Origin of the sequence: Hydrogenophaga pseudoflava, from assembly GCF_031020795.1 — a bacterium.
GTDB classification, from domain to species: domain Bacteria; phylum Pseudomonadota; class Gammaproteobacteria; order Burkholderiales; family Burkholderiaceae_C; genus Hydrogenophaga; species Hydrogenophaga pseudoflava_A.
This window is the reverse complement of the sequence record NZ_JAVHJP010000002.1, coordinates 443719-466731: the sequence shown is the minus strand read 5'-3', so window position 1 is coordinate 466731 and position 23013 is coordinate 443719. Positions and strand designations below refer to the sequence as shown.

The window sequence follows — 23013 nt, the reverse complement described above, 5'->3', positions numbered from 1 at the left end:
ATGTGTCCGGCCGCCGAGGTACCGTCGGGGCGCCCTTGCTTGTCCACCAGTGGAGTGCCTGGCAGTGCCGTGTATATGGTGACTTGGTAAGGACCCGGCATAGGCGCTCCTAGCGATCAGGGGCTCGTTCATAAGACAGAAACGCCTTGAAACCCTTGAGCTGCGGGATGTCCTTCAAGGTTTCCAGCCGCAATCGATAGCGGCCCGGTCCTTGCTCACCCGGCCCGCCGAACTCCAGCACGTAAGTGGATGCGTCGGGTGTGCCTGGCGGTGCACCGGAGTATTCGGTGAAAGCCCTGCTAGACACAGCGATGTCGTCCTTGAGGCTGAACGACTCGAACCGGCTGGGCTCATAGCCTTTGGCAACATCCACACGATTCCAGATCTTTACTGGAATCTCTTTCCCGTCCTGCAAGCGGTGCAGCGTTACACGCACGAACACCGGGTTGGCGTCAATGGTGGCGATTTTTCCATCCGGGTCGGCAGGCGCAAAGAGCATCCTCAGCCCCAGAAAGTAGCCCGTCGAGTGGCTGACCTTGGGAGGCGGCGGCACATCGAAGGTCACATCGATCTTGTGGCCCGCCTTGTCCAGCGGCATGGGGATCTTCAAGGGCGCCGTCAGCACACCGCTCTCCGGGACAGCTTTCGCAGCAGGGGCACCGGCCCCACCCGCCGAACAGCCGACCAGGGCCAGCGCCAGTCCTGTGACGCACCACCACCGGGGCAAGTTTTTGACAAGGAATGAACACACCACATCGGCTCCTTTGAATCCGCGCCTCAGCGCTCCAGGTGCGCAAGCATCGCATCAATCTCGCCGCCGATGCCTGCCAGTCCGGTGTACTCGGCCGGTGGGCTCGCCACCTTGCTGCGGTCGGCGTCCATCTGCCGGGCCAGCGACTCCCGGACGCTCGGCACCGCTTCGGGCAGCTCGACCGGCGCGACCTCGGGCGGCGGCGCAAGGGATGTCGCGGAAGCGGCCACCAGCGGTGGGTCGGTCGCCAGGGCCAGCAACGGCACGTCGACCTTGGGCAGCAGCCGCTCCTTGAAGGCCGTCTCCTTGAAGTACCGGATCTTGTCCGACATCACCGGATGCGCCATGCCCTCTACCAGGAGGATCTGCTTATCGTCGCCCATGGCCTTGAGTTCCTGCGGCAGCATCAGCGCTCGGCGCTCCTCGCTCTCGCTGCGGGTGTAGCTGCTCTCGCTCGAGCGGCTGCGGCTCACGCTGTCCTTGCGCATGCCGGTGTAACCCAGCATCTCGCTGTATTCGTTGGCGTCCTGCTGCTCGCGCGGCGCGAAGATGATGCGCAGCGCGTGGTTGGTCATGATGGTGCGCGCGTTCTCCTTGCCGTAGGTCGACTCCAGCTGCGCCATGCTCTGAACGATGGGCATGAGGCGCAGGTTGTAGCCGGCCATGAAGCTGACCGCGCTGGCGATGATGTCGACGCGCCCGATGCTGGTGAACTCGTCCATCAGCAGCAGGCACTGGTGCTTCAGCTCAGGGTTGGACTGCGGCAGCTCGCGCGTGTTCTGGTTGATCAGCTGGCTGAAGAACAGGTTGAGGATCAGGCGGCTCTCGGCCAGCTTGTTGGGCTGGATGGCGACGTAGATGCTCATCTTCTTCTTGCGCACATCGCGCAGGTCGAAGTCGTTGCCGCTGGTGGCGGCGTCCACCACCGGGTTGAGCCAGGGGTTCAGCGGCTCCTTGAAGGTGCCCATGATGCTGGCAAAGGTCTCGTTGGCCTGCCCCAGCAGCGTGGAGAATGCGGTGCGCGCACTGGCGCTCAGGTGCGGCCAGGACGCCAGCTCGGCCAGATAGGCCTTGAACTCCTGACCCGGCCGGCCCGAAGCCAGGCGGTACAGCCCACCCATGGTCGGCTCATCGAACGGCGCGCCGTACTGCTCGGCCAGGTAAGCCGCCTGCTCGAACGCGTAGAGGGTGAACGCGACAAAGGCGTTCTGCGCCTGGTTGGCCCAGAACGGGTCCTTGTGCAGGTCGGACACCGGGTAGAGCATGGCCGCGATGCTCTGCACGTCGCTGATGCGGAACGCCGGATCGCGCGAGACATAGGACAGCGGGTTCCAGCGGTGGGTGCGCCGGTCCTCGGCGAACGGGTTGAACAGGTAGACCGACTGACCGTAGCGCGCGCGGAAGCCGCTGGTGAGGTCGAAGTTCTCCTGCTTGATGTCCAGCACCACCACCGAGCCCTGGTAGCTCAACAGGTTGGGAATGACGATGCCCACACCCTTGCCCGAGCGCGTGGGTGCGGCCAGCAAGGCGAACTGCTGGCCGTTGAAGTAGACGAACTGCCCGTCCTTCTTGCCCACCACCAGCGCAGTGTCCTCGGCCCGGAGCATCTTGCGCGACCGCAGATCGGCCATGGCGGCGAAGCGGGCTTCGCCATAGAGGCTTGGCTTTCGGCGCAGCAACACGGCGAGCACCAGCGCGGACAGCGCCAGCAGAGGCACGCCGAACCCCACCAGACCACTGCTCTTGATGACCGGGCCATGCTTGGGCGCATCGGCATAGGCGGCCACGTAGCGCCAGTAGTCGAACGCGCCGATGCGCTCCAGCGGCAGGCCCAGCCGCCAGGCCATCAACCACCCGCTGAGATACGTTCCCGCCACCAGTGCCACCACGAGCAGCACCAGAACGCCCCACCCGAGGAAGCGCCTCATTGCCGGACCCTGGCACCTTTGACGTCACCCAGCCGCGCCATCTGGTCCTTGTAGCGCCGCAGCTGGTCGCGGGCCCACTCGTACCGGCACAGCTCCACCGAGGCGGGCAGCGCCTTGACGGGCACCGCCTGCTCACGGGATTGCGTCGCGCAACGAGCATCGCGGTACTCGCGCCAGCGGCTGTGGTCCAGGTCCTGGTGGCGCGCGTAGGCCTGCGCGTAGTTCCTGCCGTGCTCGGCCTGCAGCGACTGCATGCGGCCCGTCCGGTAGTCGCGCACCAGGGTCAGCAGGGCCTTGTCCTGTTCGATGCGCGCGCGGCGGCAGGCCACCAGTTCGGGCGCCGCGCTGTCGCAGACGGCGTCCACCCTGTCGGGCGCGGCGCCACGCCTGACCGTCTCGGGCTTGCCGCGCACCCAGCGCCCGCTGGAAGCCACGTAGCAGTGGCTCTCCACCTTGGGGCTCCCTGAGGCCCCGGCCACCTTCAGCGACACGCAGTTCGGCGCGGACGGCTGGATCTCGCCCGCGTTGGACACCAGATCAATCTGTGCGAAGCGCCCGGTTTTCGGATCGAACTGGTAGAGACTGTCCACCGGCAGCTTGCCCTCCATGGCGTAGAGGCGCGTGACCTTGAAGTCCAGCAGGCCATCGCCGTTGAAGTCCTTGAACTGCAGCCATTCGCTGCGCTCCAGCTGGTCGCGCGCCATCTCGAAGGCGTGCGGCAGCGCCTGCAACTCCTTGCCGTCCTGCGTCACCACGATGTAGCCCGAACCCACCTCGCCCTCCGCGGCGTCGGCCTTGTCGTCGAACTCGAAGCTGAACGCCAGCTCCGGCGCATCCGGGCCGAGCTTGCGGATGATGGTGTCCAGGCCGTGGGCCTGCGGACGCAGCAGGTCCAGCGACAACGGGGCACACGCCACCAGGGGCAGCAGCAGCGCCAGGCCACCGACTCTTCTCAATACCTTGTTCATGTCTTCACTCCCTCACCTTCACATCCCTCAGTAGCCGCAGCGCGCAAACACCGTGGTGTCCACGGGTTCGTCCAGCGCGTCGGTGCCCCGGCGGCGGGACCACAGCAGCTCGTCCTGCCGCAGCTCGAAGACATAGGTTTCCAGTGTCTTGGGCTTCTCGTAAGGCGGCACATCCACCAGCGCCTGCATGCGCCAGGTGTTCACTCGGCGAGGCTGCACATCGGTCACGAAATACATGGTGGTCTGGGTGTTGTCTGCCCACTGCTGCAGCTGGCGTTCGTCGATCACCAGTGCCCCCGGGTCGGGCTCGACCGGTTTGCGCCCGAGGTAGGCGGCGCACTTGGCTGCCCCCTCCTCGTTCTTCAGGAACCACAGCCCCCGCATGTCGACGGGGGTGATGCCTGGCGTCGGAGTCGTGGCCTGAGCGGCAACGCCACAGAGCGCAGCGAATGCGGTCGCCAGAAGCTGACGATGTTTCATGTTGTCCTCCTTGAATGTCATGACTCCAGCGCAAGCTTGCGCTGGGGATCGAAGTCGATGCCGGTGATGTAGCGCTGACCGGCATGGGCCTTGATGTGCACCACGATGTCGATGGTGAGCATCAGCAGCCGCTTGATCTCGTCGAAGTCCAGACCCGCACCTTCGGGCGAGGCCTTGACCATCAGCGCCATCTGGTCCCAGGTCTGGCTCGTGCTGCCGGCGTGGCAGCTGGTGATCGAGCCCGGGTGGCCGGAAGCACAGTTGCGGATGTAGTAGAACGATTCGTCGCCCCGGATTTCGGCCAGGATGATGCGGTCGGGCTTCATCCGCAGGCAGGCCTCCATGCAGCCCTTGGCCGTGACGTTGGCCGTGCCCTGCCCGCCCCGCGAATAGATGAGGTGGACACGGTTGGGCTGCTCGATGAACAGTTCGCGTGCGTCCTCGATGGTGATGAGCCGTTCGTCCCGCGGGATGTGTGTCACCAGCGACTTCATGAACGTCGTCTTGCCGCTGCCGGTAGCGCCTGAGACCACGATGTTCTTCTTGTAGAACACCGCCTTGCTGAAGAAGTCGTGGTAGTTGCGGTCCCGCTTGAGCGCCAGCAGCTCCTCGTCCATCTCGCCGACGCTGTCGGTGCCTTCGAGAATGCGGGCGAAGAAGCCGTCCTCCTGGTACTGGTCCAGAGTCTTGGTGTAGCGCGAGGGCAATCGGATCGTGATCGACACGTGGTCCGCCGGCACCGCCGGCGGCAGCACGAACTGCGCACGCTGGCCGGTGGGAAAGGTCAGCGACACCACTGGGTCCACCGCGGTGATGCGCTGCCCCGTCTTGCTCTCGTTGACCACCGTGGTGCAGAACTGCCGCGCACGGTCGAACGTCAACCCGGGCACGTCGATGCGCTCCCAGCCGTTCACAGTCTCCAGAAACACCTCTCCGGGCCTGTTGATGCAGATCTCGGTGACCCGCGGATCGTTCAGGAACGGCGTGATGCCCAGGACGTGGTACTGGTACTCCAGGAACTCGGTGGAAATGTGGGCAATCTGCTCCGCGCCCCCGCTCTCTGACATGTCGGACACCGCCACCGGCTCAGCGCATGACGCTGGAGAAGTCCACGTCCCGGGCGGTGAAGATGTTGATCACCGTGCCGTTGAGCACCGTCACCGTCGCCTTGCGGTTGGCCGAGCGCGCCAGCATGTCGGAGGCGGCCTTCTTGGCAGTGGAGGCGGTGGCCGATTCCCAGGGATCGATGGACACCACCCCCACACCGCCAGCCCCCGTCACCGTGGTGCTGCCGCGAATGTTGTGCTCGTTCGCAAACCGCTGAGCCCCGGCGTCGATGCCATCGGCCAGCAGGCTGACCAGCAAGGCCGCACCGATGCGCTCGCCCCAGTGGCCGTCGTAGTGGCCGGGCACCCCGGCGCCGCCGAGGGCATCCGTGCCGTTGCTGTCGATCCGCACATCCAGGCCCGTGGTGGTGAGCACCCGGGTCCAGACGATGCCGATCCGGTCGTAATTCTCGTCGGCGTACTTGTATTCACCCGTGACCTTCGACCCCTTGTCGATCAGCAGGCGGCGCCCGTTGACCGAGTAGATGGGCTCTGTGACGATGCAAGAGGTCATGCCAGGCAGCGTCGAAACAATCTTGGTTTCCAGCGAGCAGCGGATGTAGGTGCCCCGGGTCAGGGTGAAGTCGGCGTTGGCCAGGGCCTCCACCGCGCCGCGCTTCACGGACGAGTACTCGTCCTCGAACAGTTGGTTCTTCTTGCCCTTGTCCTGGGTCGCCACCAGGTTGTTCTCGCTGGCCATGCGGCGCTGCATCAGGTCGTCCTTGGGCGCCTGGGTCTGGGCCTCGGCCATCTGGGGCATGTCGTTGGGCAGCGGCGGCAGGTCGGCCTTCGCCACCACTTCGGCAGGCGGTGGCGGCGGGAGCACGGCGAGCTTCGGCTTGTTCGGCACGGTGACCTCTTCATAGGTCACCTGCTTCTTCTTGTCGTCGTCGGCCGAGAACGCATTGCTTGCGACCCACAGGGTCATGCCGATGGTGGCCAGCGACACCAGCACGATGTAGGCCACCGCCGTCTTGTTCACCCCGCGCGTCAGACCTGCCGACAGTTTGGGCATGTTGTCGGACAGCACCGGGCCCTGTCCACCGCCTTGGGGAAATTGCATGCTCATTGGTTCCTCCTGAGTCCCACCACGTCATTGCCCAGCCGCATCACCAGAAACGGATAGACGCCCAGCACCACCATCACGTTCTTCTCGCTCTTGGTGTTCACCAGAAACTCCTCGCCGTTGCGCTCGTTGCGGCCGAACACGGCAGGGAAGTTCGCCATCGGTGGCAAGTGGATGTAGGTGAACTGACCGTTGTCGTACACGCGCGTGGGCACGATGGTCGACACATCGCTGACCGCCGAGTAGTCGTAGTTCAGGTGGTAGTTGCTCTGCGAGTTGAGTGCCGCCGCCGACGGCGACAGCACCGCATTGGTGGCGGCCAGCGGACTGGCCTTGTCCGGCTCCTCGCTGCCATACACAAAGCGGATCTTGTAGAACACGCCCGCGTTCTTGGCCTCCTCCAGCGTCTTCCACTTGGTGGCCGACACGCGCAGGTCCAGCAGGTACGAGCGCATGTTGGTGCGGATGTACATGTTGGTGTCCACATCCACGTTCTTGGGCCGGATGTAGAAGATGTTGTCGCGCCGCACCAGCTCCCAGCCGTCGCTGAAGCCGGTGCCGAAGTCCTTGACCTGCTCCTGCGCGCTGATCTCGATCTGGGTGGCAATGCCCAGGCCTGTGTTCACGCGCACCACCTGGTCCCGCTGGTAGGGCACTTCGCGCACCTCCTGTGCGCCAGCGCCGCCCGCCCAGAGGCTGGCCGTGAGCGCCAGAACCGCCATGGCGCTGAAATTTCGCAATCGATGAGTCATGCTCGTCTACTCCCTGTCATTTCAGATTCAATGGGGACGCAACCACCATGTTGCGCCCGTGTACCGGAGGGCTCGGCCCCTACTGCCCCGGGGACGGTGTCGCAGGTGCGCCGGGCAGTGCCGACAGCGGAGGCTGCGCGGACTGCTGCGCATTGGCAGGCACCACCGCCGTCGGAGCATCCGGCGCGTCCGCGCCGCGGTGCATCACACCTTCGTCCTCCGTCAGCAGCGGCACCCCCTTGTCCGGCTGGCCGGCCGTGAACACCGGCGCGTTGAACTCGTCGTCCACCCGGAACGAGGTCACCTGGAAGCCCAGCGGATTGCGCAGCCGCAGGTGGTCGCTCATCTTCAGGTTGGTCTTGTATTCGTAGCTCATCGTGGCCACGTGGCTGCTGAGGTACTCGCTGCGCCCGTTGGTCTTGTCGAACTTCCACTTCTCGAAGCGCACCGTGGCCCCCGTCGGCCGGGCACCACGCTCCTCGTCCAGCCCGTTGAACACGATGCTGTTGACCTTCACCCGGATCGCGGTGTTGCGGCCCCACTTCTTCTCGGGGCTGTTGGCCGTACCGTCGAACTGCTGCACGAACAGGCCCTTGACCTGGTCGTTGGACATCGACGCCACGTACTCCCAGTCGTGCTCGTTGATGGTGTCGTAGTCGTAACCCTCGCGCGCCTGCACGAAGCGGGCCACATGGCTGCGGTTGAGCGCCTCGCTGGCGTAGATGCCAGTGGCCGCAACGTTGTCGCGCAACGGTGACACGGTGCTGGTGCTGCGCTTGAGGTCCACCGTCACCAGGTAAGGCACCTTTTCCTTGAGCGGCAACATGTAGGCAATCGCACCGCCCATCATCAAGGTCAGCACCATCGACGAAATGGCCACGATCCAGGCACGGCGCTCGCTGCGCTTGACCATCGAAATGACGTTGGACTCGAAGTCCATCGACTTCCTGAGAATTTCCTGCGAGGCCTCGGACACCTCGCGCTTGAACAAAGCCATAAGGTCCTCAGGGCATCTTGGTCACCAGCATCGACCGGCTGGCCGACACCTGGATGCGCAGCTTCTGCGCCGCGTAGTTGCGTCGCACCGCATTCAGGGCGCGCTGCAGGTTGTTGTCCTTGATCGACTCCAGGCCCGAGACCAGGGTCAGGTCGCTCGGGTACTGCCAGTCCAGCGCCCCGCCGTTCTCCTTGGCCCAGCGCTCGAGCATGTGGCGCAGCGTCGCATCGGTCGGCAGCATCTGGAACCGCGGCAGCTCGTTTTCTTCCTTGAGCGGAATCTCCTGCGGCTTGGCAGCCAGCGTGTTCACCGGCCTCCAGTTGTCGACGATGTCGATGGGCTTGGGCGCAGCGCAGGCTTGCAGCAAGCCTGCCAGCAACAAGGCCCCCATCAATCGCGTCATCCGTCCCTGGTTCATGCTTGTATTGGTCATCTCGTAGTCACTCGTTGGTCAGTTCGAATTGGCATTCGTCAACTCTTCCTCACGGGCTTGTCTGCAGGCGCGCCGAAAGGAAGTTCCGGTCTTGCCGGGGCTCCATGGCTCGCTGCCACAGGGCGGTGGTCGCCACGGTCAACAGAGGTATCGCCCACGCCCTGAGAAACCGTCAGCCGCCCGCCCTTGCCCGCACCGTTGGCCAATGCCGCCTCGGTGCCAGCGCCGACGTATATCCCCCGTGCCGCGTCGTAGGTGAGGTCGGCCACCGGGGGCTGCACCGGTGTGTTCCCCGCGCTTTCAACCACAACCAGCCTGGAAGAAGAAGAAGAAGAAGACGGAGAAGAAGGATTGCCCGGGTCGCGGAATTCGTCGCCGCCCTGCTTCTGCCGTAGAAACGCCAAGCCCTGGGAATCAGGCGCCCGGCTGGCCATGCCCAAACTGCCGGGCGCGGGAGATGGGCCATAAGACAGGCGTTCGCTGGCGCCTGCCGACCCGAAAACACCGGTTCGTTGAAGAGCCATCTGGGTATTGCGGGTTGAGACGCTTTCACCTGCGGCGTCCGACCCGCCCCGGGAGGACTCAAGGCGCGCCCCTGAGCCGCCAGACGAAGCGCCGACACCCGCCGGCTGCTGCCCGCCCATGGCCTGGGCCAGCCCGACCACACCGCCAGCGGCCGCCCCGCCGCCCATGGCCCCCATCATGGCGCCAGCAGCAAAAGACGCCCCGGAGTTGAAGAACTGCATGATCAACGGCGGGATCATCACCAACAGCGCAGTCGACAGCGCTCCGAGCATGGCCATCCGCATGGCACTTCCACCGACATCCACCGACACCACACTGCCCATAGCTGAGGCATTGAGGAAGAAGCCGGCAAGCACCGTGGCCCCGTACATCATCATCATCTTCAGCAGAATGCCGGAGACCAGCGCCAGCACCGCCAGCGAAAACATCGTTCCGAGCAGGAACTTCGCCCAGCTCCAGAACATGGCCGCGGTCTGCTGGAACAACAGGAAGAACAGGAACAAGGGCGCCAGCATGATCGCCAGCGTGATGGAGATTTCCGCCATGATGGCCATCACCGACACCAGCATCGCCGGGCCGCTCTGACCGACCAGACCGGCCATCTGGGTGAGTGACTTGCCCTCTGCGTTGGCCTGAGCGCCACCGACAAAGCCATCAATCAGGGCGTTGAACACCTGGGCCAACGCCAGGTTGATGTCGATCGTGCGGTAGACGTCGGTTCCGTCGTCCACCACGATCCCCGTGACCAGCGCCTGAAAATCCAGCACCGTGTCGGCAATCACCGGCGAGTTCGCAGCCACCAACGCCACGAGCGACAGGATCAGCACCATCTTTCCCGTCTTGAAGGCCAGTCCCAGAATGGGCTGGCGATTGGCCCCGGAAATGATCATGAACCCCTGGTAGATCACCCATATGGTCATGAGCACGGTGGACATGTAGGCCAACGCAATGCCCAGCTTGGCCGCCACCAGCTCGCGATAGGTACCGATCAACATGTCGTCGATCAGGTACTCGCGAACACTGCAGACGAACACGGCGTCGTTGACCATGGACACGTACCTGTTGTCCAAACCCGTAAGGGCGGTCACCAGAAACGCTGGAAGCGCAGCGGAGCTACAGGGCATGTAAAAACTCTGGAGATGGTTTCAATCAAAGCAGCCCGTTATCTCGGCGGCTTTACGAACGGCACCGGGCCAAGATTGACGAGCGAATTCGGCCGGGTGTCTGAAACCCGACGTGCTTCGGCCATCTGCATTTCGTAGGCTTTTTCGCGCTGCTTGTAGCCAAAGTGCAGGGCTTGAAGCTTCATCGCATCGTTCTGCATGCGGGTTTGCAGACCGATCAACTCGAACTGAAAGCGTTGGAGCTTTCCAGAGTCCACAACGCTTCTTCCATCGTCAATCACCCGCTTGATTTGCCCATCTCGCGCCACTATGACGTTCACCAAGTCCACCGTTTCCTTGAGCGTGGTCAGGCGCAGATTGCGCAGGCCCATACAGGCGTTGTAGTGCTGCTGGTTGAGTTGGCGGTCGCCGCAGTCGGCGGCCGTGCCAATGAACCGCTCAGGGTTCTGCGCCGCCACCGTAGCAAAGTCGATATCAAGGTTGGACGAGGCCGAAAGATTGTCCATTTGGCCCGAGGTTCCACTCACATTGTTGATTCGATGGACCAGGTCTCTTACCGCTTCGTCCAGCACCGCCCACTGCGCCTGTGCCGCTTGAGACAGCAACACCAAGCTCAAGAACAAGAGTTTCTTCATAGCAGTCGCGTTAGGTTATGAGTCATTGATAACGGCGATGAATTTCTGACTCCCCTGGCCGACCAGCCAAAACCGCTACCGCAATGCGCCGTTCGCTCGCATTGGCAGGTGTTTGAAAGGTGACCATCAAAAGTCGACCGTCGTGCGACCAGTTGTCAGGGCCTTCATTCGGCTCCCAACCCACCGCTGCAACAACTTCGTCGTACGTCATTCCCGCCTGCAACCGGTCTAGCGCCGCCCGAAGGTCCTTGGAGTCTTCCGAGCTCTCGTCTCCGCCGCCGCCACCACCGCAGGCCGACAAACCTGCGGCCAGGACACCAGCCAGGGTCAGTTTCAGTGCCACCCGGCGGGTACTCCAATGCATCGCAGCCCTACATTCATTGCTCTTCATGCCATCCACTCCTTGAGTAAGCGTTGTTGCTGTCAAAACGTGCGCGCACCAATTAGAAAAGGCGCGACTTGTTGCCCAGGCCGTACCACTTGCCGCCGGAGGCCTCGCAGTTCTTCTTGCTCTTGCGCCACTCGAACAAGGTCTGCGGCGTGTAGTGGTAGTGGTTGGAGGTGGACCTTTCGCTGTCGGCGGCACCACCGCTCTTGGCACCGATGCAGGTGCCCAGTGCCTTGGGCGGGCACTTCGGCACGAGGGTCGAGTCGATCTTCATCGGCGTCATCTGCACGGTGCAGGCCTTGTGCAGGGCCTCCACGTCGTCGCTGCGGTTGGTCGCGCTCTCCCAGCAGCTGAGCAATGGCAGGCTGGGCCGGGTGATGTCCATGTTGCCCTTTTGCAGGCAGGAAACCACCACGCCGGCCTGTCCCGGCTCCGGCATTTCCGTGCCCTCGGGCAGCTTGTCGAGGATCTGGGTGTCGGGAATGTCGGGCTGTTCACCGGGCTTCGGTGGGCTGGGCGGCTTGGGCAGATTGACGGCGTGTGCGACTGTCGCCAGCATCAAGGCGGCACCCAGCGTGCCAAGGGCCCGCATGGCCCGTGTGGATGTTTTCATTGGTTTTCCTCCTGTCTGTTGTTCTTGGTGCAAGCCGCCGTCACTCTTCCATCAGGTGCTGGCACTCCTCCAGGCCATCCGGTGCGCCGGCTTTGCCCTTGTAGTCAAAGGGCATCTTGCCCGGGCTCTTCCAGGTGCCCGGGCGGCGACCGTGAGGGCAGACCTGCTCGTACTTGCTGGTCCACTTGGGGTTGAAGCAGTACTGGTTGACGATCTTCCAGGTACCGGCGATGGGGTTCACCCCCACCCAGCAGTGCGGCGGATAGCCGAAGGCACAGAAGGAGAACACGTCCTGCCCCGCGGGCAGGTCGTTGTCAAAGAAGGCGCCACCCGTGGAGGTGCCTTCGGGGGCCAAGCCGCCGCACCTCGACTGGCCAGCGGTCGCCGAAGCGGCCAGCGGGGCGCCTGCCAATGCAAGTGCTGTCAGCAAGTGCATGGCGGTGGCTGTCGGTGTTCTGATTTGCTTCATTTTTGTATCTGCTCCCTTGTGTATCCGGCTACCTCAGCAACGACTCTTCGCTGCTTTCCTCCAAATCGGCCGTTGGCGCATGCCTGAGAAACTCGTTGCTGTTGGCCATGAGCGCCTTGCGCTGGGTGCGCAGCCCTTTGCGCCGCAGGTGGAACTCGGGCAGCCAGGTGTCGGGCAGGTGCGGCGTGGGGTGCTCCGCCAGCAACGCGGTCAGGATCTCCACGTTGTCTGAAGAGCCCGAGAGCACGGCAAGCTCGTCGTCCATACCATTGAGGTTGAGCTGGCACAGCACCGCGTTGTGGCCCTGCTTGACGAGGAAGCAGCGACTGCGCTCGTCCAGCCCCACCACCAGTTCGAACTCGGCCCGTGTGAGCTTGAGCCCTTCGAGGTAGTCCTTCGGGTCGGCGTTGGGGTTGGGCAGGAGAATCAGCGTAGCGGTCTGCTCGATCAGCGCGGCCGAGATGTCGCTGTTGAGCGCATCCTGCGGACTCTGCGTCGCGAAGATGCCCAGGCCGTTCTGCTTGCGGATGGTCTTCTGCTTGTTCTTGGCAAAGTCCTTGAGGCCGCCTTTCCCTTCCAGCACCTTCCAGAACTCGTCCATCACATAGATGAACGGGCGCCCGTCGATGAGACTCTCCATCCGGTGCAGCAGGTACTGAATGATCGGTTCACGGGTTTTGGCGTCCTCGATGACTTCGGTGTAGTCGAAGCCGATGATGTTGGAGCCCGAAAAGTCGATGTTGTCCTTGGGGTTGTCAAACACCCAGGCGAACGGCCCACCCTTGCACCAGACCGAGATGCACTCGAAGAGGCTGTTCTCGCCCATGTTCGGCAGGCTCTTCTGCAGGTTGGTCATGGTGCGCAGATGCACCGGCGTGTCCAGGATGGCGCGCACTGCACGGATCAGGTCTTCCTGCTCGGTTGCGGCGTACTTCTCCTTGCCACACAGTGTCTGCAACAACTCCACGAGGAACTGTTCGTTCTCCGGGGTGTTGCCGCACTGCAAAGGGTTGAAGCCGGTAGGCCGCCCTTTCTCCAGCGTGAAGTAACGACCGCCACAGGCGCGGATGAAGATCTCGGCGCCCCGGTCTTTGTCGAAGAAGAAGATCGTCGGCTCCGGCTCGATCTTCTGCACCTGCGCCAGCAGGAAGTTGATGAGCGCCGTCTTGCCGGTGCCGGACTTGCCGATCACCATCGTGTTGGCAATGGCCTTCTCACCCAGCGAGTACTCGTGCGGCTTGGTGGCGTGAAAGTTGAAGTGGTAGGCCTGATTGTTCAGCGTCTGAAGGATGCTGACCGACGGGCCCCAAGGATTGAAGTTGGGCTTGCCGGTGGCGAAGTTGTGCAGCGGGCTCAACCCCAGGAAGTTCAGCGAACTCAGGTTGGCAATGCGCGGGCGGAAGCGCCAGTTGCAGGGCAGCTGCGCATAGAAAGCCGCTGGCACGGCCACGTCCTCCTTCACTGTCACAAAGCTGGCGCCCGACAGCTGGGCGCGCGCTTGGGCGACATTGCTGTACAGCTCATCCTGGCTACTCGCGAAGATGGCCATGTTGAAGTGGTACTGGCCCAGCACGAAATTGCCGGAGGCCAGCTGGTCCATCGCAAAGTCCAGCTCCACGATCTGGCTCACCGCTTTGTCTTCGGAGGAGAGCATGGCCCCCTTCGTTCGCTCCAAGGCCTTCATCGAGTCGTACCGGCTCATGGGCGTGAAGGAGTGCGTGACGATGTACTCGAATTCGAGGTACTTCAGGCCGTTGAGGATGCCCGGCCAGGAACTGTCGGCGTATTCCTTGATGTTGAGGATGGCGCCGAAATGGTTGTCGCCATTCGCGGTTCGAATGGCGAAGTCACCGCTTCCGGTGGAGAACAGGTGCTTGCTCGTCGGCAGGTAGTTGTAGATGGGCGCCGGCAAGACCGGGGCGGGCTCGTCCACATGGTTGATCAGATAGCCGAAGAACTCGAGGTTCTCTGAAAATACCTGCTTGTGCGTGCTCTCGTACAGTCCGAGGCGGTACGGGGAATAGTCCTGCAGCAGCGCCTCGACGTTGCCCACGAGTTCGTAGATCTTCTCGAGGTAGGCCTTCTCTTCCTTGCGCAGCACCTCAATGTCGCGCGAGATCGCCGCGAACTTCTTTCCGCTGACCACGGGCCGGTACACCATGGTCAGGTAGAGCTCGTTCTGCATCAGTCGCTTGCTGGAAAGCCGCTCGATGTATTTGTCGTGCAGTTCCTGGCTGAAACGGTGGGGGAACCGGGCTTCGGCCTTGATCGGACGACGGCGGCGAATGTCGTGTGCCCAGAACGCCACGTTCTCGAAATCCGGCGCGCGCAGGCTTTGCAGCAGGTTGTTGAACGCCTTGTGCCGGTGTTCCAGCTCCCAGTCCTCACGCCCAACGAACGGAAAGCCGCTGAGCAGCCAGGTGACCATGTAGTCACCCTCGCGCGACTTCACCACGTGGGTATCCACGTGGGTGCTGAAGGGAATGAAGTTGCTGTAGTCAGCGTCGGGAGAAAAGAGCGACATGTGCGAAAGCAGTTTGTTACCCGGAACGACCAGAAATGGCGACAACCAGATTCACTCGTAAGGAGCCATCAGCTTCCGGCGCCCCACCTTGCCAGCCGGCCCGAACGCCCAAGACCCTCCGTATTGACCCGCATTGCGAGGTAAAAACCGGAACACCAAATGCAAGCCAACCAAGCGAAATATCATCTCATCTCGCTTGGCCATCATTCGCATGACAAGTATTGCCAACGGAATCAAAAGCAAGATATACAGGGAGATGTACATCGCCAATAACAGGGGCACCCCTGCGCCCACCAGGAACGGCACATAGGGGACTCCCAGAATCATGGGGGGACGGGTGCAGCCCCGAAATAGAACATCCTTGTGCATCGCGGCATTCAGCTCAGGAATCGGCCAATGCCATCCTAGCCTTCATCTCCAGCGCTGCAGTCAGCAACATAGTTGTCGCCACCTACGCGACCTTCCTGCAAATCCCCGACAAACCACCCTGCAATCGTCGCAGCCCCCCCAATCAACAAACCGCCGATCAGAACCGGCGCCACATCTGACAACCTCTTATGAGCAAATGCAATTTGATAACCCGCAAAAACTACAGCAATCGTCACAATGGAGATGGAGGCCACACGAAGAATCGTCTCGAATCGCGCAAAAAAACCGGTCACCTTGTTGCACGCATCCGCAAAGGTCTGTGCTGACGCATCCGGACTTATTGTCATCAGGGCCACTCCTAGCAATATGGCGATCATCAGCTGGTGCTCGAAACCCGACTTCATTTTGAATTCTGAAAAAACCTTCATACATCCTCCTTTTAAAAAACAAATGATTGATCAGCCGACTCGCCCGAAGCTTTTCCAACGCCTCCAATGGGAGGGGACTGGGATGAAGACGCTGCCGGCCTCGCGACCGATCCCGCCCCTTCGCCATGAACGATCGGGCCTCCCTTTCGAGGGGAAGAGACGCGAGACACTCCGATCCCCGACGACTCAGCTCGGCGACCTGTATCGCGCGGGATTTCCAAAGAAGCAAAGGGGTTAGGAAGTGGTAACGCGCTCGGGACCACGGTTTGCGCCGGCTGCGGCGCCCGCAACTGCCTGGTCTGGTAAGGATCGCCATTGACTCCCACCAGTTGGGTGGGTATTGGTCCGATGTCAGGCTTGTTACGTCCGACGCGGTCACCCAACGCCACAGGCACCTCGGCTCCCGGCCCAGGAACAGGAAGCGCCTGCCGGTTCTCCGAGGTATTCAAGCCTGAAGCATCGCGAGCTTCGGCATTCTCTTGCTTCGTTACTGGCGCGCTGTCTTGGAGCAAGGCTTTGCGGGGCCCGGTTCCATTGGGAATGATGCGTATCGGACCGGAGGGCGCAGATTCGGCGCCTGCTCTGCGCATGGACGCAAACACCTTCTGCACATATCCATGCCGAAAACCCGTTGCGAAGTTACCCGAGTAATAACAACTGAACGCCTTGCCCCAGTCCTGGGCACGGTCGTAACACTCCCGAAGAATGCGGGAGCCTGCTTGAAGATTGGGACAAACCTCGAACGCTTGTTCGTAGGTCTTGAGGCCGTACTTCGCCAGGTTGTAGCGATTGACCTGGGAGATGCCGACGGAAAAGTTGTAGCCCTCTTCCTTGAGTTGGCGCACAGTGGCCAGCGCTTCTTCAAGATTCTTGGGCTGGCGCGCCAAGTAACCGCCCACCACTCCGATGGCAAACGGATTGCGCGATGACTCCACGTGCACGACGTGTTGCATCACCTCCCTGGGTACCGCGAGATCCGGACAATCCAGCATGACGGCTGCGGGGGCCGGCGGACTCGTCCACGCTGTATCGCGTTTGGGCCGAGCCTGCTGCCACTTCCTCCTGAATATATTTTTGGCAGGCCGGCATTGTAACTTGCGTACTAGTTGGTTTCACCTCCAAAGCGGGGGATAAACACTTTGTTGCCAGTTCCACTCTTGTCCGTGAGCTGCAGCAACGCGCTCCACACAGCGAGACCATCAACCGTCTCTCTGACATCGTGAACACGAACCACCGAAGCCCCGCGCTCCACCGCCAGCACGGCCGCCACCACGCTGCCAGACGCGCGCTCAACGGGCGTCGCTCGTCCGGTCACGGCACCCAGGGACGACTTCCGTGACCAACCAACAAGCCATGGGTATGGCAGTTGCCCTAAAGCGGACTGGTTCGCCAGGAGTTCGAAGTTCTGTTCCACCGATTTGCCGAAGCCCACTCCCGGGTCCAGCACAATCCGCTCTGGTTGCACACCCTTTGCCTCCAGCAGGCTGGCGCGATCCCCAAGGAACTGCCTCACCGGAATCACCACGCTTCCTTCCATGGGCGCCACTTGCATCGTCTGAGGATCGCGGTGCATGTGCATCAGACAGACCCCGCAGCGGGGATGGGCCGCCACTACATCCATCGCGCCGGTGCGGCGCAGAGCCCAGATGTCGTTCACGATGTCCACCCCCAGATCAAGCACCGCTTGCATGACCTCAGGCTTGTAGGTGTCCACGGACACAGGCACTCCCAGCTTCACCGCTTCGCGCACCACAGGAAGGACCCGCTCGAGCTCAACTTCCAGAGGCACGGCGGGACTCCCAGGCCGGGTCGACTCGCCCCCAATGTCCAGAATGTGTGCCCCCTCCCTGAGCACCTCTTCGCAGTGCCTCAGCGCCGAGGATGTGCTGTCGTGCTGCCCGCCGTCTGAAAACGAGTCTGGGGTCACATTGATGATGGCCATGACCTTGGGCGTGTTCAGGTCGATGACGAAGCGGGAGGTGGTCCAGTGCATGGGTCAAAACGAATGAAAACGGGGCCCTAGAGGCCCCGCTGAAATAACAAACTGGCAGAAAACGTGATTCAGGCGGCTGACGGCGCCGCGTCCGTGGTCACGGCAGGCGTTCCGCCGCTGCCACCACCTCCGGCAGACGGCGTGCGCGGCGTCCAGTCCTTGGGTGGGCGTGGTGGCTTGCCAGCCATGATGTCGTCGATCTGGTCGGCATCAATGGTTTCCCACTCCAACAGGGCCGTTGCCATGGCGTGCATCTTGTCGCTGTGTTCTTCGATCAGATCCCGCGCCAGCTTGTACTGCTGATCGATGATACGACGCACCTCCGCATCGACCTTCTGCATAGTCTGCTCACTCATGTTGGTGGTCTTCGTCACCGAGCGGCCCAGGAACACCTCCCCTTCGTTCTCGGCGTAAACCATCGGCCCCAGGGCGTCGGTCATGCCGTAGCGCATCACCATGTCGCGGGCAATCGAGGTCGCTCGCTCGAAGTCGTTGGAAGCACCGGTGGTCATCTGGTTCATGAACACTTCTTCGGCAATGCGGCCACCGAACAGCATGCTGATCTGGTTGAGCATGTAGTCCTTGTCGTAGCTGTAGCGGTCCTGCGCCGGCAGGCTCATGGTCACGCCCAGCGCCCGGCCACGCGGGATGATGGTGACCTTGTGCACCGGGTCGCACTTGGGCAGCAGCTTGCCGATCAAGGCGTGGCCGGCCTCGTGATAGGCCGTGTTCTTGCGCTCTTCCTCGGGCATCACCATGCTCTTGCGCTCGGGGCCCATGAAGATCTTGTCCTTGGCCTTCTCGAAGTCCTGCATCTCGACCACGCGCGCATTGCGGCGCGCGGCCATCAGGGCGGCTTCGTTGCAGAGGTTGGCCAGGTCGGCACCGCTCATGCCGGGCGTACCACGGGCGATCACGCTGGCGTTCACGTCGGTTCCCAAGGGCACCTTGCGCATGTGCACATTCAGGATCTGCTCGCGGCCGCGGATGTCAGGCAGGGTCACATAGACCTGGCGGTCGAAACGGCCCGGACGCAGCAGCGCGGCGTCCAGAATGTCCGGGCGGTTGGTCGCAGCCACCACGATCACGCCGAGGTTGGTCTCGAAGCCGTCCATCTCGACCAGCATTTGGTTGAGGGTCTGCTCACGTTCGTCGTTGCCACCACCGAGACCTGCACCACGCTGACGGCCGACGGCGTCAATCTCGTCGATGAAGATGATGCAAGGCGCGTTCTTCTTCGCGTTCTCGAACATGTCGCGCACGCGGGCCGCGCCCACGCCAACAAACATTTCCACGAAGTCGGAACCCGAGATACTGAAGAACGGTACCTTGGCTTCACCGGCGATGCCCTTGGCCAGCAAAGTCTTGCCGGTCCCTGGAGGCCCCACAAGCAACAGTCCGCGAGGGATGCGACCACCGAGCTTCTGGAACTTTTGGGGGTCCTTGAGAAAGTCCACCACCTCTTTGACTTCTTCCTTGGCCTCGTCGCAACCGGCCACGTCCGCGAAAGTCACGGTGTTGTTGTTCTCGTCGAGCATGCGGGCCTTGCTCTTGCCGAAGCTGAAGGCACCACCCTTTCCGCCGCCCTGCATCTGGCGCATGAAGTAGATCCACACGCCGATCAACAGCAGCATGGGGCCCCAGCTGACCAGCAGCGTCATCAGCAACGAGCCCTCCTCGCGCGGACGCACGTCGAACTTGACGTTGTTGTTGATCAGGTCGCCCACCAGACCACGATCGAGGTAGGTGGCGGTGGTGCGGATGCGGCGGTCGTCATGGGTGACCGCGACGATTTCGGTGCCGCCCTGACCTTCCTGGATCGTGGCTTGCTTGATCTGCTGCGCCTTCACCTGGTCGAGAAACTCGGAGTAGCCGACATAACCGGCTCCGGCCGTCGCGCGGCCGTCGAATTGCTTGAAGACGGTGAAAAGCACCATGGCGATCACCATCCACACGGCAATCTTCGAGAACCACTGGTTGTTCAAGGTCGGCTCCTGACTAGAACGGATACAGGCATGTTGAGCCCATTTTAGGTGTTTCAAGCCCTCAGGGACTTGACATTTGAGTAGGCTACGCCAATGAAATGGTTAGTATTTATTGATCAGCTTCAGCTTTTGAGACCCATGCCCACCAAAAAGGTTTCGGAGGATTTGTCCCTCGACGCCTTGGGCTTGAAGGGTTTGACGACCTTGAAGGTCTTTCGGAACAGGGCCACCAGGGGGTCGTAAGCCCCGCCGTGGAACAGTTTGGCCACCAGCGCCCCTTCTGGCTTGAGGTGCTGACTGGCAAAGTCCACCGCCAAGCCCACCAGATCCTCGATCCGCGCGGCGTCGGCCGATCCGATGCCCGAAAGGTTGGGAGCCATGTCGGACACCACGACATCCACGGCCTTCACTCCTCGCTCGGTGAGTGCCCGCTCAAGCGCGGCCAACACCTCGTTCTCCCGGAAGTCGCCCTGAATGAAATGCACACCTTCGATCGGCTCCATGGGCAACAGGTCCAGCGCGATGATCTGCCCGTGCAGTTCGCCGACGGCCGCACCGCCCGGACTCAGGCGGCGCCGCACGTACTGGCTCCACGCACCGGGTGCCGAGCCCAGGTCAACCACCACGTCGCCAGGACGGATCAATCCCAGCGTTTCGTCGATTTCCTTGAGCTTGTAGGCCGCCCGCGCCCGGTAGCCCTCTTTCTGGGCCAGACGCACATAGGGATCGTTGACGTGTTCGTTCAGCCACGCCTTGTTGACCTTCTTGCTCTGAGTCCTGACTTTCATGCCCATGGCGATACCGGGGCTGTGAGCCGCCGCTGTGTAAACGATAATTGTCCCATGCCCCAGATCCAACTCACGCCCGCACAGCGCAAGGTGCACCGCGCCGAGGCGCACCACCTAGACCCCGTCGTTCTCGTCGGCGGCGACGGCCTGACGGCCGCCGTCAAAAAGGAAGTCGATGCCGCGCTCAAGGCGCACGGCCTGATCAAGATCCGTGTGTTCAGCGACGACCGCTCATCCCGCGAGGCCATGTTGCAGACGCTGACCGATGAGCTGGACGCTGCTCCCATCCAGCACATCGGCAAGCTGCTGGTGCTCTGGCGCCCGGTCCCAGAGAAGCAAAAGGTGGCAGACGAGGATCGAATGCCCGGTCCACGCGATGTGAAGGTGCTCAAGTTCAGCAAGCGCGGCGGCCAGAAGCCCGAAGTCAAGGTGGTTCGGGTGCTGGGTAACCAGCGGCTGACCCCCGGCGGACAGGTCAAACGCGCCAAGGTGCTCAAGAAAAGCATCAAGAAAAGCGCCCGCTGAACCCGTGTGCCGGGGTTCTGCAACCCCGGGGCATTGAACTTTCCCTCACGAGCCCCTACTGAGTCGCATGAACAAAACTGCCGACAATCCCTTGCTCGATTTCTCGGGACTGCCCAGGTTCGATGCCATTGAACCGGCCCATGTGGCCCCCGCCATCGACCACCTGCTGAAGGATGCCGGCGCAGCGCTGGATGAGGTCACGGGACCTGCGTTCCCGGCGGAGTGGGGTGCCTTGTCGGCCCGGCTCGATGTCTCCACCGAGCGCCTGTCGCGCGCCTGGGGCGCTGTCGGGCACCTCAACGGCGTGGCCGACACGCCCGAGCTGCGGGCCGCGTACAACGAAGCGCTGCCCCGGGTGACCGAGTTCTGGACCCGGCTGGGTGCGGACGAGCGTCTCTACGCCAAGTACAAGGCCATGGACGTCACTAGGCTGAACCCGGAACAGGCACAGGCCCACCGCAATGCCATGCGGGGATTCGTGCTGGGTGGCGCCGAGCTGCAAGGAGTGGCCAAGCAACGGTTTGCCTGGCTGCAGGAACGTCAGGCGGAACTCGCCCAGAAGTTCAGCGAAAACGCCTTGGACGCCACCGATTCGTTCAGCCTGTATGTGCCATCGGCGGACCTCGACGGTGTGCCGGCGGATGTCCAGCAGGCCACCCTCGCGGCAGCTCAGGCCGACGGCCAGGCCGGTCACAAACTCACCCTCAAGATGCCGTGTTACCTGCCGGTCATGCAGTTTGCTCACAGCAGTTTGTTGCGAGAAAAGCTCTACCGTGCGTACGTGACCCGGGCCAGCGAGCAGGCCGAAGGCGATGCCGCCCGCTTTGACAACACAGCCATCATGGCGGAGTTGCTTGCACTGAGGCACGAGGAGGCCCAGCTGCTGGGGCATCGCCACTTTGCTGATGTCTCCCTCGTGCCGAAAATGGCCGAGTCGCCCGAACAGGTGATCGGTTTCCTGCGGGATCTGGCCCGCAAGGCCCGGCCCTTCGCGGAACAGGACGTCAAGGATCTGCGCGAGTTCGCTGCTCGCGAATTGGGCTTCACTGATCCTCAGCCCTGGGACTGGCCCTACATCGGCGAAAAGCTCAAGGAAGCCCGTTACGCCTTCAGCGACCAGGAGATCAAGCCCTATTTCACGGCACCGAAGGTGCTTGCGGGTCTGTTCCAGATCGTCGAGACCCTGTTCGAAGTGAGCATCTGTCGGGACCAGGCCCCGGTATGGCATCCGCTGGTGGAGTTCTACCGCATCGAGCGTTCCACACCCGCTGGCGCCGAACTGGTCGGCAAGTTCTACCTGGACCCCGCGGCCCGCAATGGCAAACGTGGCGGCGCCTGGATGGACGATGTGCGGGCCCGCTGGTTGCGGCCTGATGATGGCAGCGTGCAGACGCCGGTGGCGCATCTGGTCTGCAACTTCGCCGAGGGCATCGAAGTCAACGGCGTCCGGCAGCCCCCGCTGCTCACGCACGACGACGTGATCACGCTGTTCCATGAGTTCGGCCACGGCCTGCACCACATGCTGACCCGGGTCAACGAACGTGACGTCTCCGGTATCAGCGGTGTCGAATGGGACGCGGTTGAGCTTCCCAGCCAGTTCATGGAGAACTTCTGCTGGGAGTGGGACGTGCTCAAGCACATGACGTCGCACGTGGACACGGGCGCGCCCCTTCCGCGCGAACTCTTCGACAAGATGCTGGCGGCCAAGAACTTCCAGAGCGGCCTGCAGACGCTGCGCCAGGTCGAGTTCTCCCTGTTTGACATGCTGCTGCACAGCCAGCCAAGCCCGGTGTCCAATGGCGAGGGCATACTGGCGCTGCTGGCGCAGGTGCGAGATGAAGTGGCCGTGCTGCAACCGCCGGCCTACAGCCGCACCCCCCACACCTTCAGCCACATCTTCGCGGGCGGCTATTCCGCCGGCTACTACAGCTACAAGTGGGCGGAGGTGCTCTCGGCCGACGCCTACGCCGCCTTCGAGGAGGCCGCCCGCGCCAGCGGTCACGGCCCGCTGGACGTGGCGACTGGCCGGCGCTACCGTGAAGCCATTCTGGAGGCGGGAGGAAGCCGCCCGGCCATGGAGTCGTTCAAGGCCTTCCGTGGCCGCGAGCCAGGTCTGGATGCGCTGCTGCGCCACCAGGGCATGGCCTGAACCACCACCATCGATTT

23 protein-coding genes are annotated in these 23013 nt (G+C 62.6%); 2 read left to right on the top strand and 21 right to left on the bottom strand.

What is annotated here, in order from left to right; genetic code table 11:
- Positions 1-109 precede the first annotated feature (109 nt).
- The 21 genes from RCO38_RS07945 to RCO38_RS07845 form a co-directional block, all read right to left on the bottom strand.
- Positions 110-598: a hypothetical protein gene (locus tag RCO38_RS07945; protein ID WP_308327757.1), complete on the bottom strand. Its 489-nt coding sequence runs from the start codon at positions 596-598 to the stop codon at positions 110-112.
- Between the two features lie 179 nt (positions 599-777).
- Complete coding sequence (locus RCO38_RS07940) at positions 778-2679, bottom strand: type IV secretory system conjugative DNA transfer family protein (protein WP_308327756.1); 1902 nt, start codon at positions 2677-2679, stop codon at positions 778-780.
- On the bottom strand, positions 2676-3647 hold the full coding sequence (locus tag RCO38_RS07935; RefSeq protein ID WP_308327755.1) for a hypothetical protein: 972 nt from the start codon (positions 3645-3647) through the stop codon (positions 2676-2678). The genes RCO38_RS07940 and RCO38_RS07935 overlap by 4 nt, the downstream gene beginning before the upstream one ends.
- Positions 3648-3674: 27 nt before the next feature.
- Positions 3675-4127: a hypothetical protein gene (locus RCO38_RS07930; protein WP_308327754.1), complete on the bottom strand. Its 453-nt coding sequence runs from the start codon at positions 4125-4127 to the stop codon at positions 3675-3677.
- 17 nt (positions 4128-4144) lie between these two features.
- Positions 4145-5194: a P-type DNA transfer ATPase VirB11 gene (gene virB11, locus RCO38_RS07925; protein WP_308327753.1), complete on the bottom strand. Its 1050-nt coding sequence runs from the start codon at positions 5192-5194 to the stop codon at positions 4145-4147.
- Positions 5195-5213: 19 nt separating this feature from the next.
- Entirely contained in the window at positions 5214-6296 is a 1083-nt protein-coding gene (locus RCO38_RS07920) for a TrbI/VirB10 family protein (RefSeq protein ID WP_308327752.1), read from the bottom strand.
- A 2-nt stretch (positions 6297-6298) separates the two neighbouring features.
- The gene (locus tag RCO38_RS07915) at positions 6299-7051 is read right to left on the bottom strand and encodes a TrbG/VirB9 family P-type conjugative transfer protein (protein ID WP_308327751.1); all 753 of its coding nucleotides are present in this window, start codon (positions 7049-7051) and stop codon (positions 6299-6301) included.
- Between the two features lie 79 nt (positions 7052-7130).
- Complete coding sequence (locus tag RCO38_RS07910; protein ID WP_308327750.1) at positions 7131-8048, bottom strand: virB8 family protein; 918 nt, start codon at positions 8046-8048, stop codon at positions 7131-7133.
- 7 nt (positions 8049-8055) lie between these two features.
- A complete protein-coding gene (locus RCO38_RS07905; RefSeq protein WP_308327749.1) occupies positions 8056-8466 on the bottom strand; it encodes a TcpQ domain-containing protein in 411 nt (136 codons plus the stop codon).
- 53 nt (positions 8467-8519) lie between these two features.
- Positions 8520-10055, bottom strand: coding sequence for a type IV secretion system protein (locus tag RCO38_RS07900; RefSeq protein WP_308327748.1), 1536 nt, complete (start codon positions 10053-10055; stop codon positions 8520-8522).
- A gap of 113 nt (positions 10056-10168) precedes the next feature.
- Positions 10169-10765, bottom strand: coding sequence for a hypothetical protein (locus RCO38_RS07895; RefSeq protein WP_308327747.1), 597 nt, complete (start codon positions 10763-10765; stop codon positions 10169-10171).
- A 22-nt stretch (positions 10766-10787) separates the two neighbouring features.
- Positions 10788-11156 carry a hypothetical protein gene (locus RCO38_RS07890; RefSeq protein WP_308327746.1) on the bottom strand — a complete coding sequence of 123 codons (369 nt, stop codon included), beginning with the start codon at positions 11154-11156 and terminating at the stop codon, positions 10788-10790.
- Between the two features lie 52 nt (positions 11157-11208).
- A complete protein-coding gene (locus tag RCO38_RS07885; protein WP_308327745.1) occupies positions 11209-11766 on the bottom strand; it encodes a hypothetical protein in 558 nt (185 codons plus the stop codon).
- A gap of 40 nt (positions 11767-11806) precedes the next feature.
- Positions 11807-12121, bottom strand: coding sequence for a hypothetical protein (locus RCO38_RS07880; protein ID WP_308327744.1), 315 nt, complete (start codon positions 12119-12121; stop codon positions 11807-11809).
- Positions 12122-12263: 142 nt separating this feature from the next.
- Positions 12264-14759, bottom strand: coding sequence for a VirB4 family type IV secretion/conjugal transfer ATPase (locus tag RCO38_RS07875; protein WP_308327743.1), 2496 nt, complete (start codon positions 14757-14759; stop codon positions 12264-12266).
- A gap of 51 nt (positions 14760-14810) precedes the next feature.
- A complete protein-coding gene (locus RCO38_RS07870; RefSeq protein ID WP_308327742.1) occupies positions 14811-15128 on the bottom strand; it encodes a VirB3 family type IV secretion system protein in 318 nt (105 codons plus the stop codon).
- 35 nt (positions 15129-15163) lie between these two features.
- The gene (locus tag RCO38_RS07865) at positions 15164-15556 is read right to left on the bottom strand and encodes a TrbC/VirB2 family protein (RefSeq protein WP_308327741.1); all 393 of its coding nucleotides are present in this window, start codon (positions 15554-15556) and stop codon (positions 15164-15166) included.
- Positions 15557-15567: 11 nt separating this feature from the next.
- On the bottom strand, positions 15568-16548 hold the full coding sequence (locus RCO38_RS07860) for a lytic transglycosylase domain-containing protein (RefSeq protein ID WP_308327740.1): 981 nt from the start codon (positions 16546-16548) through the stop codon (positions 15568-15570).
- A gap of 110 nt (positions 16549-16658) precedes the next feature.
- On the bottom strand, positions 16659-17549 hold the full coding sequence (folP, locus tag RCO38_RS07855; protein WP_308327739.1) for a dihydropteroate synthase: 891 nt from the start codon (positions 17547-17549) through the stop codon (positions 16659-16661).
- A gap of 68 nt (positions 17550-17617) precedes the next feature.
- Entirely contained in the window at positions 17618-19534 is a 1917-nt protein-coding gene (gene ftsH, locus RCO38_RS07850) for an ATP-dependent zinc metalloprotease FtsH (RefSeq protein ID WP_308327738.1), read from the bottom strand.
- Positions 19535-19656: 122 nt separating this feature from the next.
- Positions 19657-20322 (bottom strand): RlmE family RNA methyltransferase, encoded by a 666-nt coding sequence (locus tag RCO38_RS07845; protein ID WP_308327737.1) that lies wholly within the window; start codon positions 20320-20322, stop codon positions 19657-19659.
- Between the two features lie 54 nt (positions 20323-20376).
- On the opposite strand from RCO38_RS07845, the gene RCO38_RS07840 reads away from it, so the two are divergent.
- Both RCO38_RS07840 and RCO38_RS07835 read left to right on the top strand, forming a co-directional pair.
- Positions 20377-20847, top strand: coding sequence for a YhbY family RNA-binding protein (locus RCO38_RS07840; RefSeq protein ID WP_308327736.1), 471 nt, complete (start codon positions 20377-20379; stop codon positions 20845-20847).
- A gap of 67 nt (positions 20848-20914) precedes the next feature.
- The gene (locus RCO38_RS07835) at positions 20915-22996 is read left to right on the top strand and encodes a M3 family metallopeptidase (protein WP_308327735.1); all 2082 of its coding nucleotides are present in this window, start codon (positions 20915-20917) and stop codon (positions 22994-22996) included.
- Positions 22997-23013: the final 17 nt, after the last annotated feature.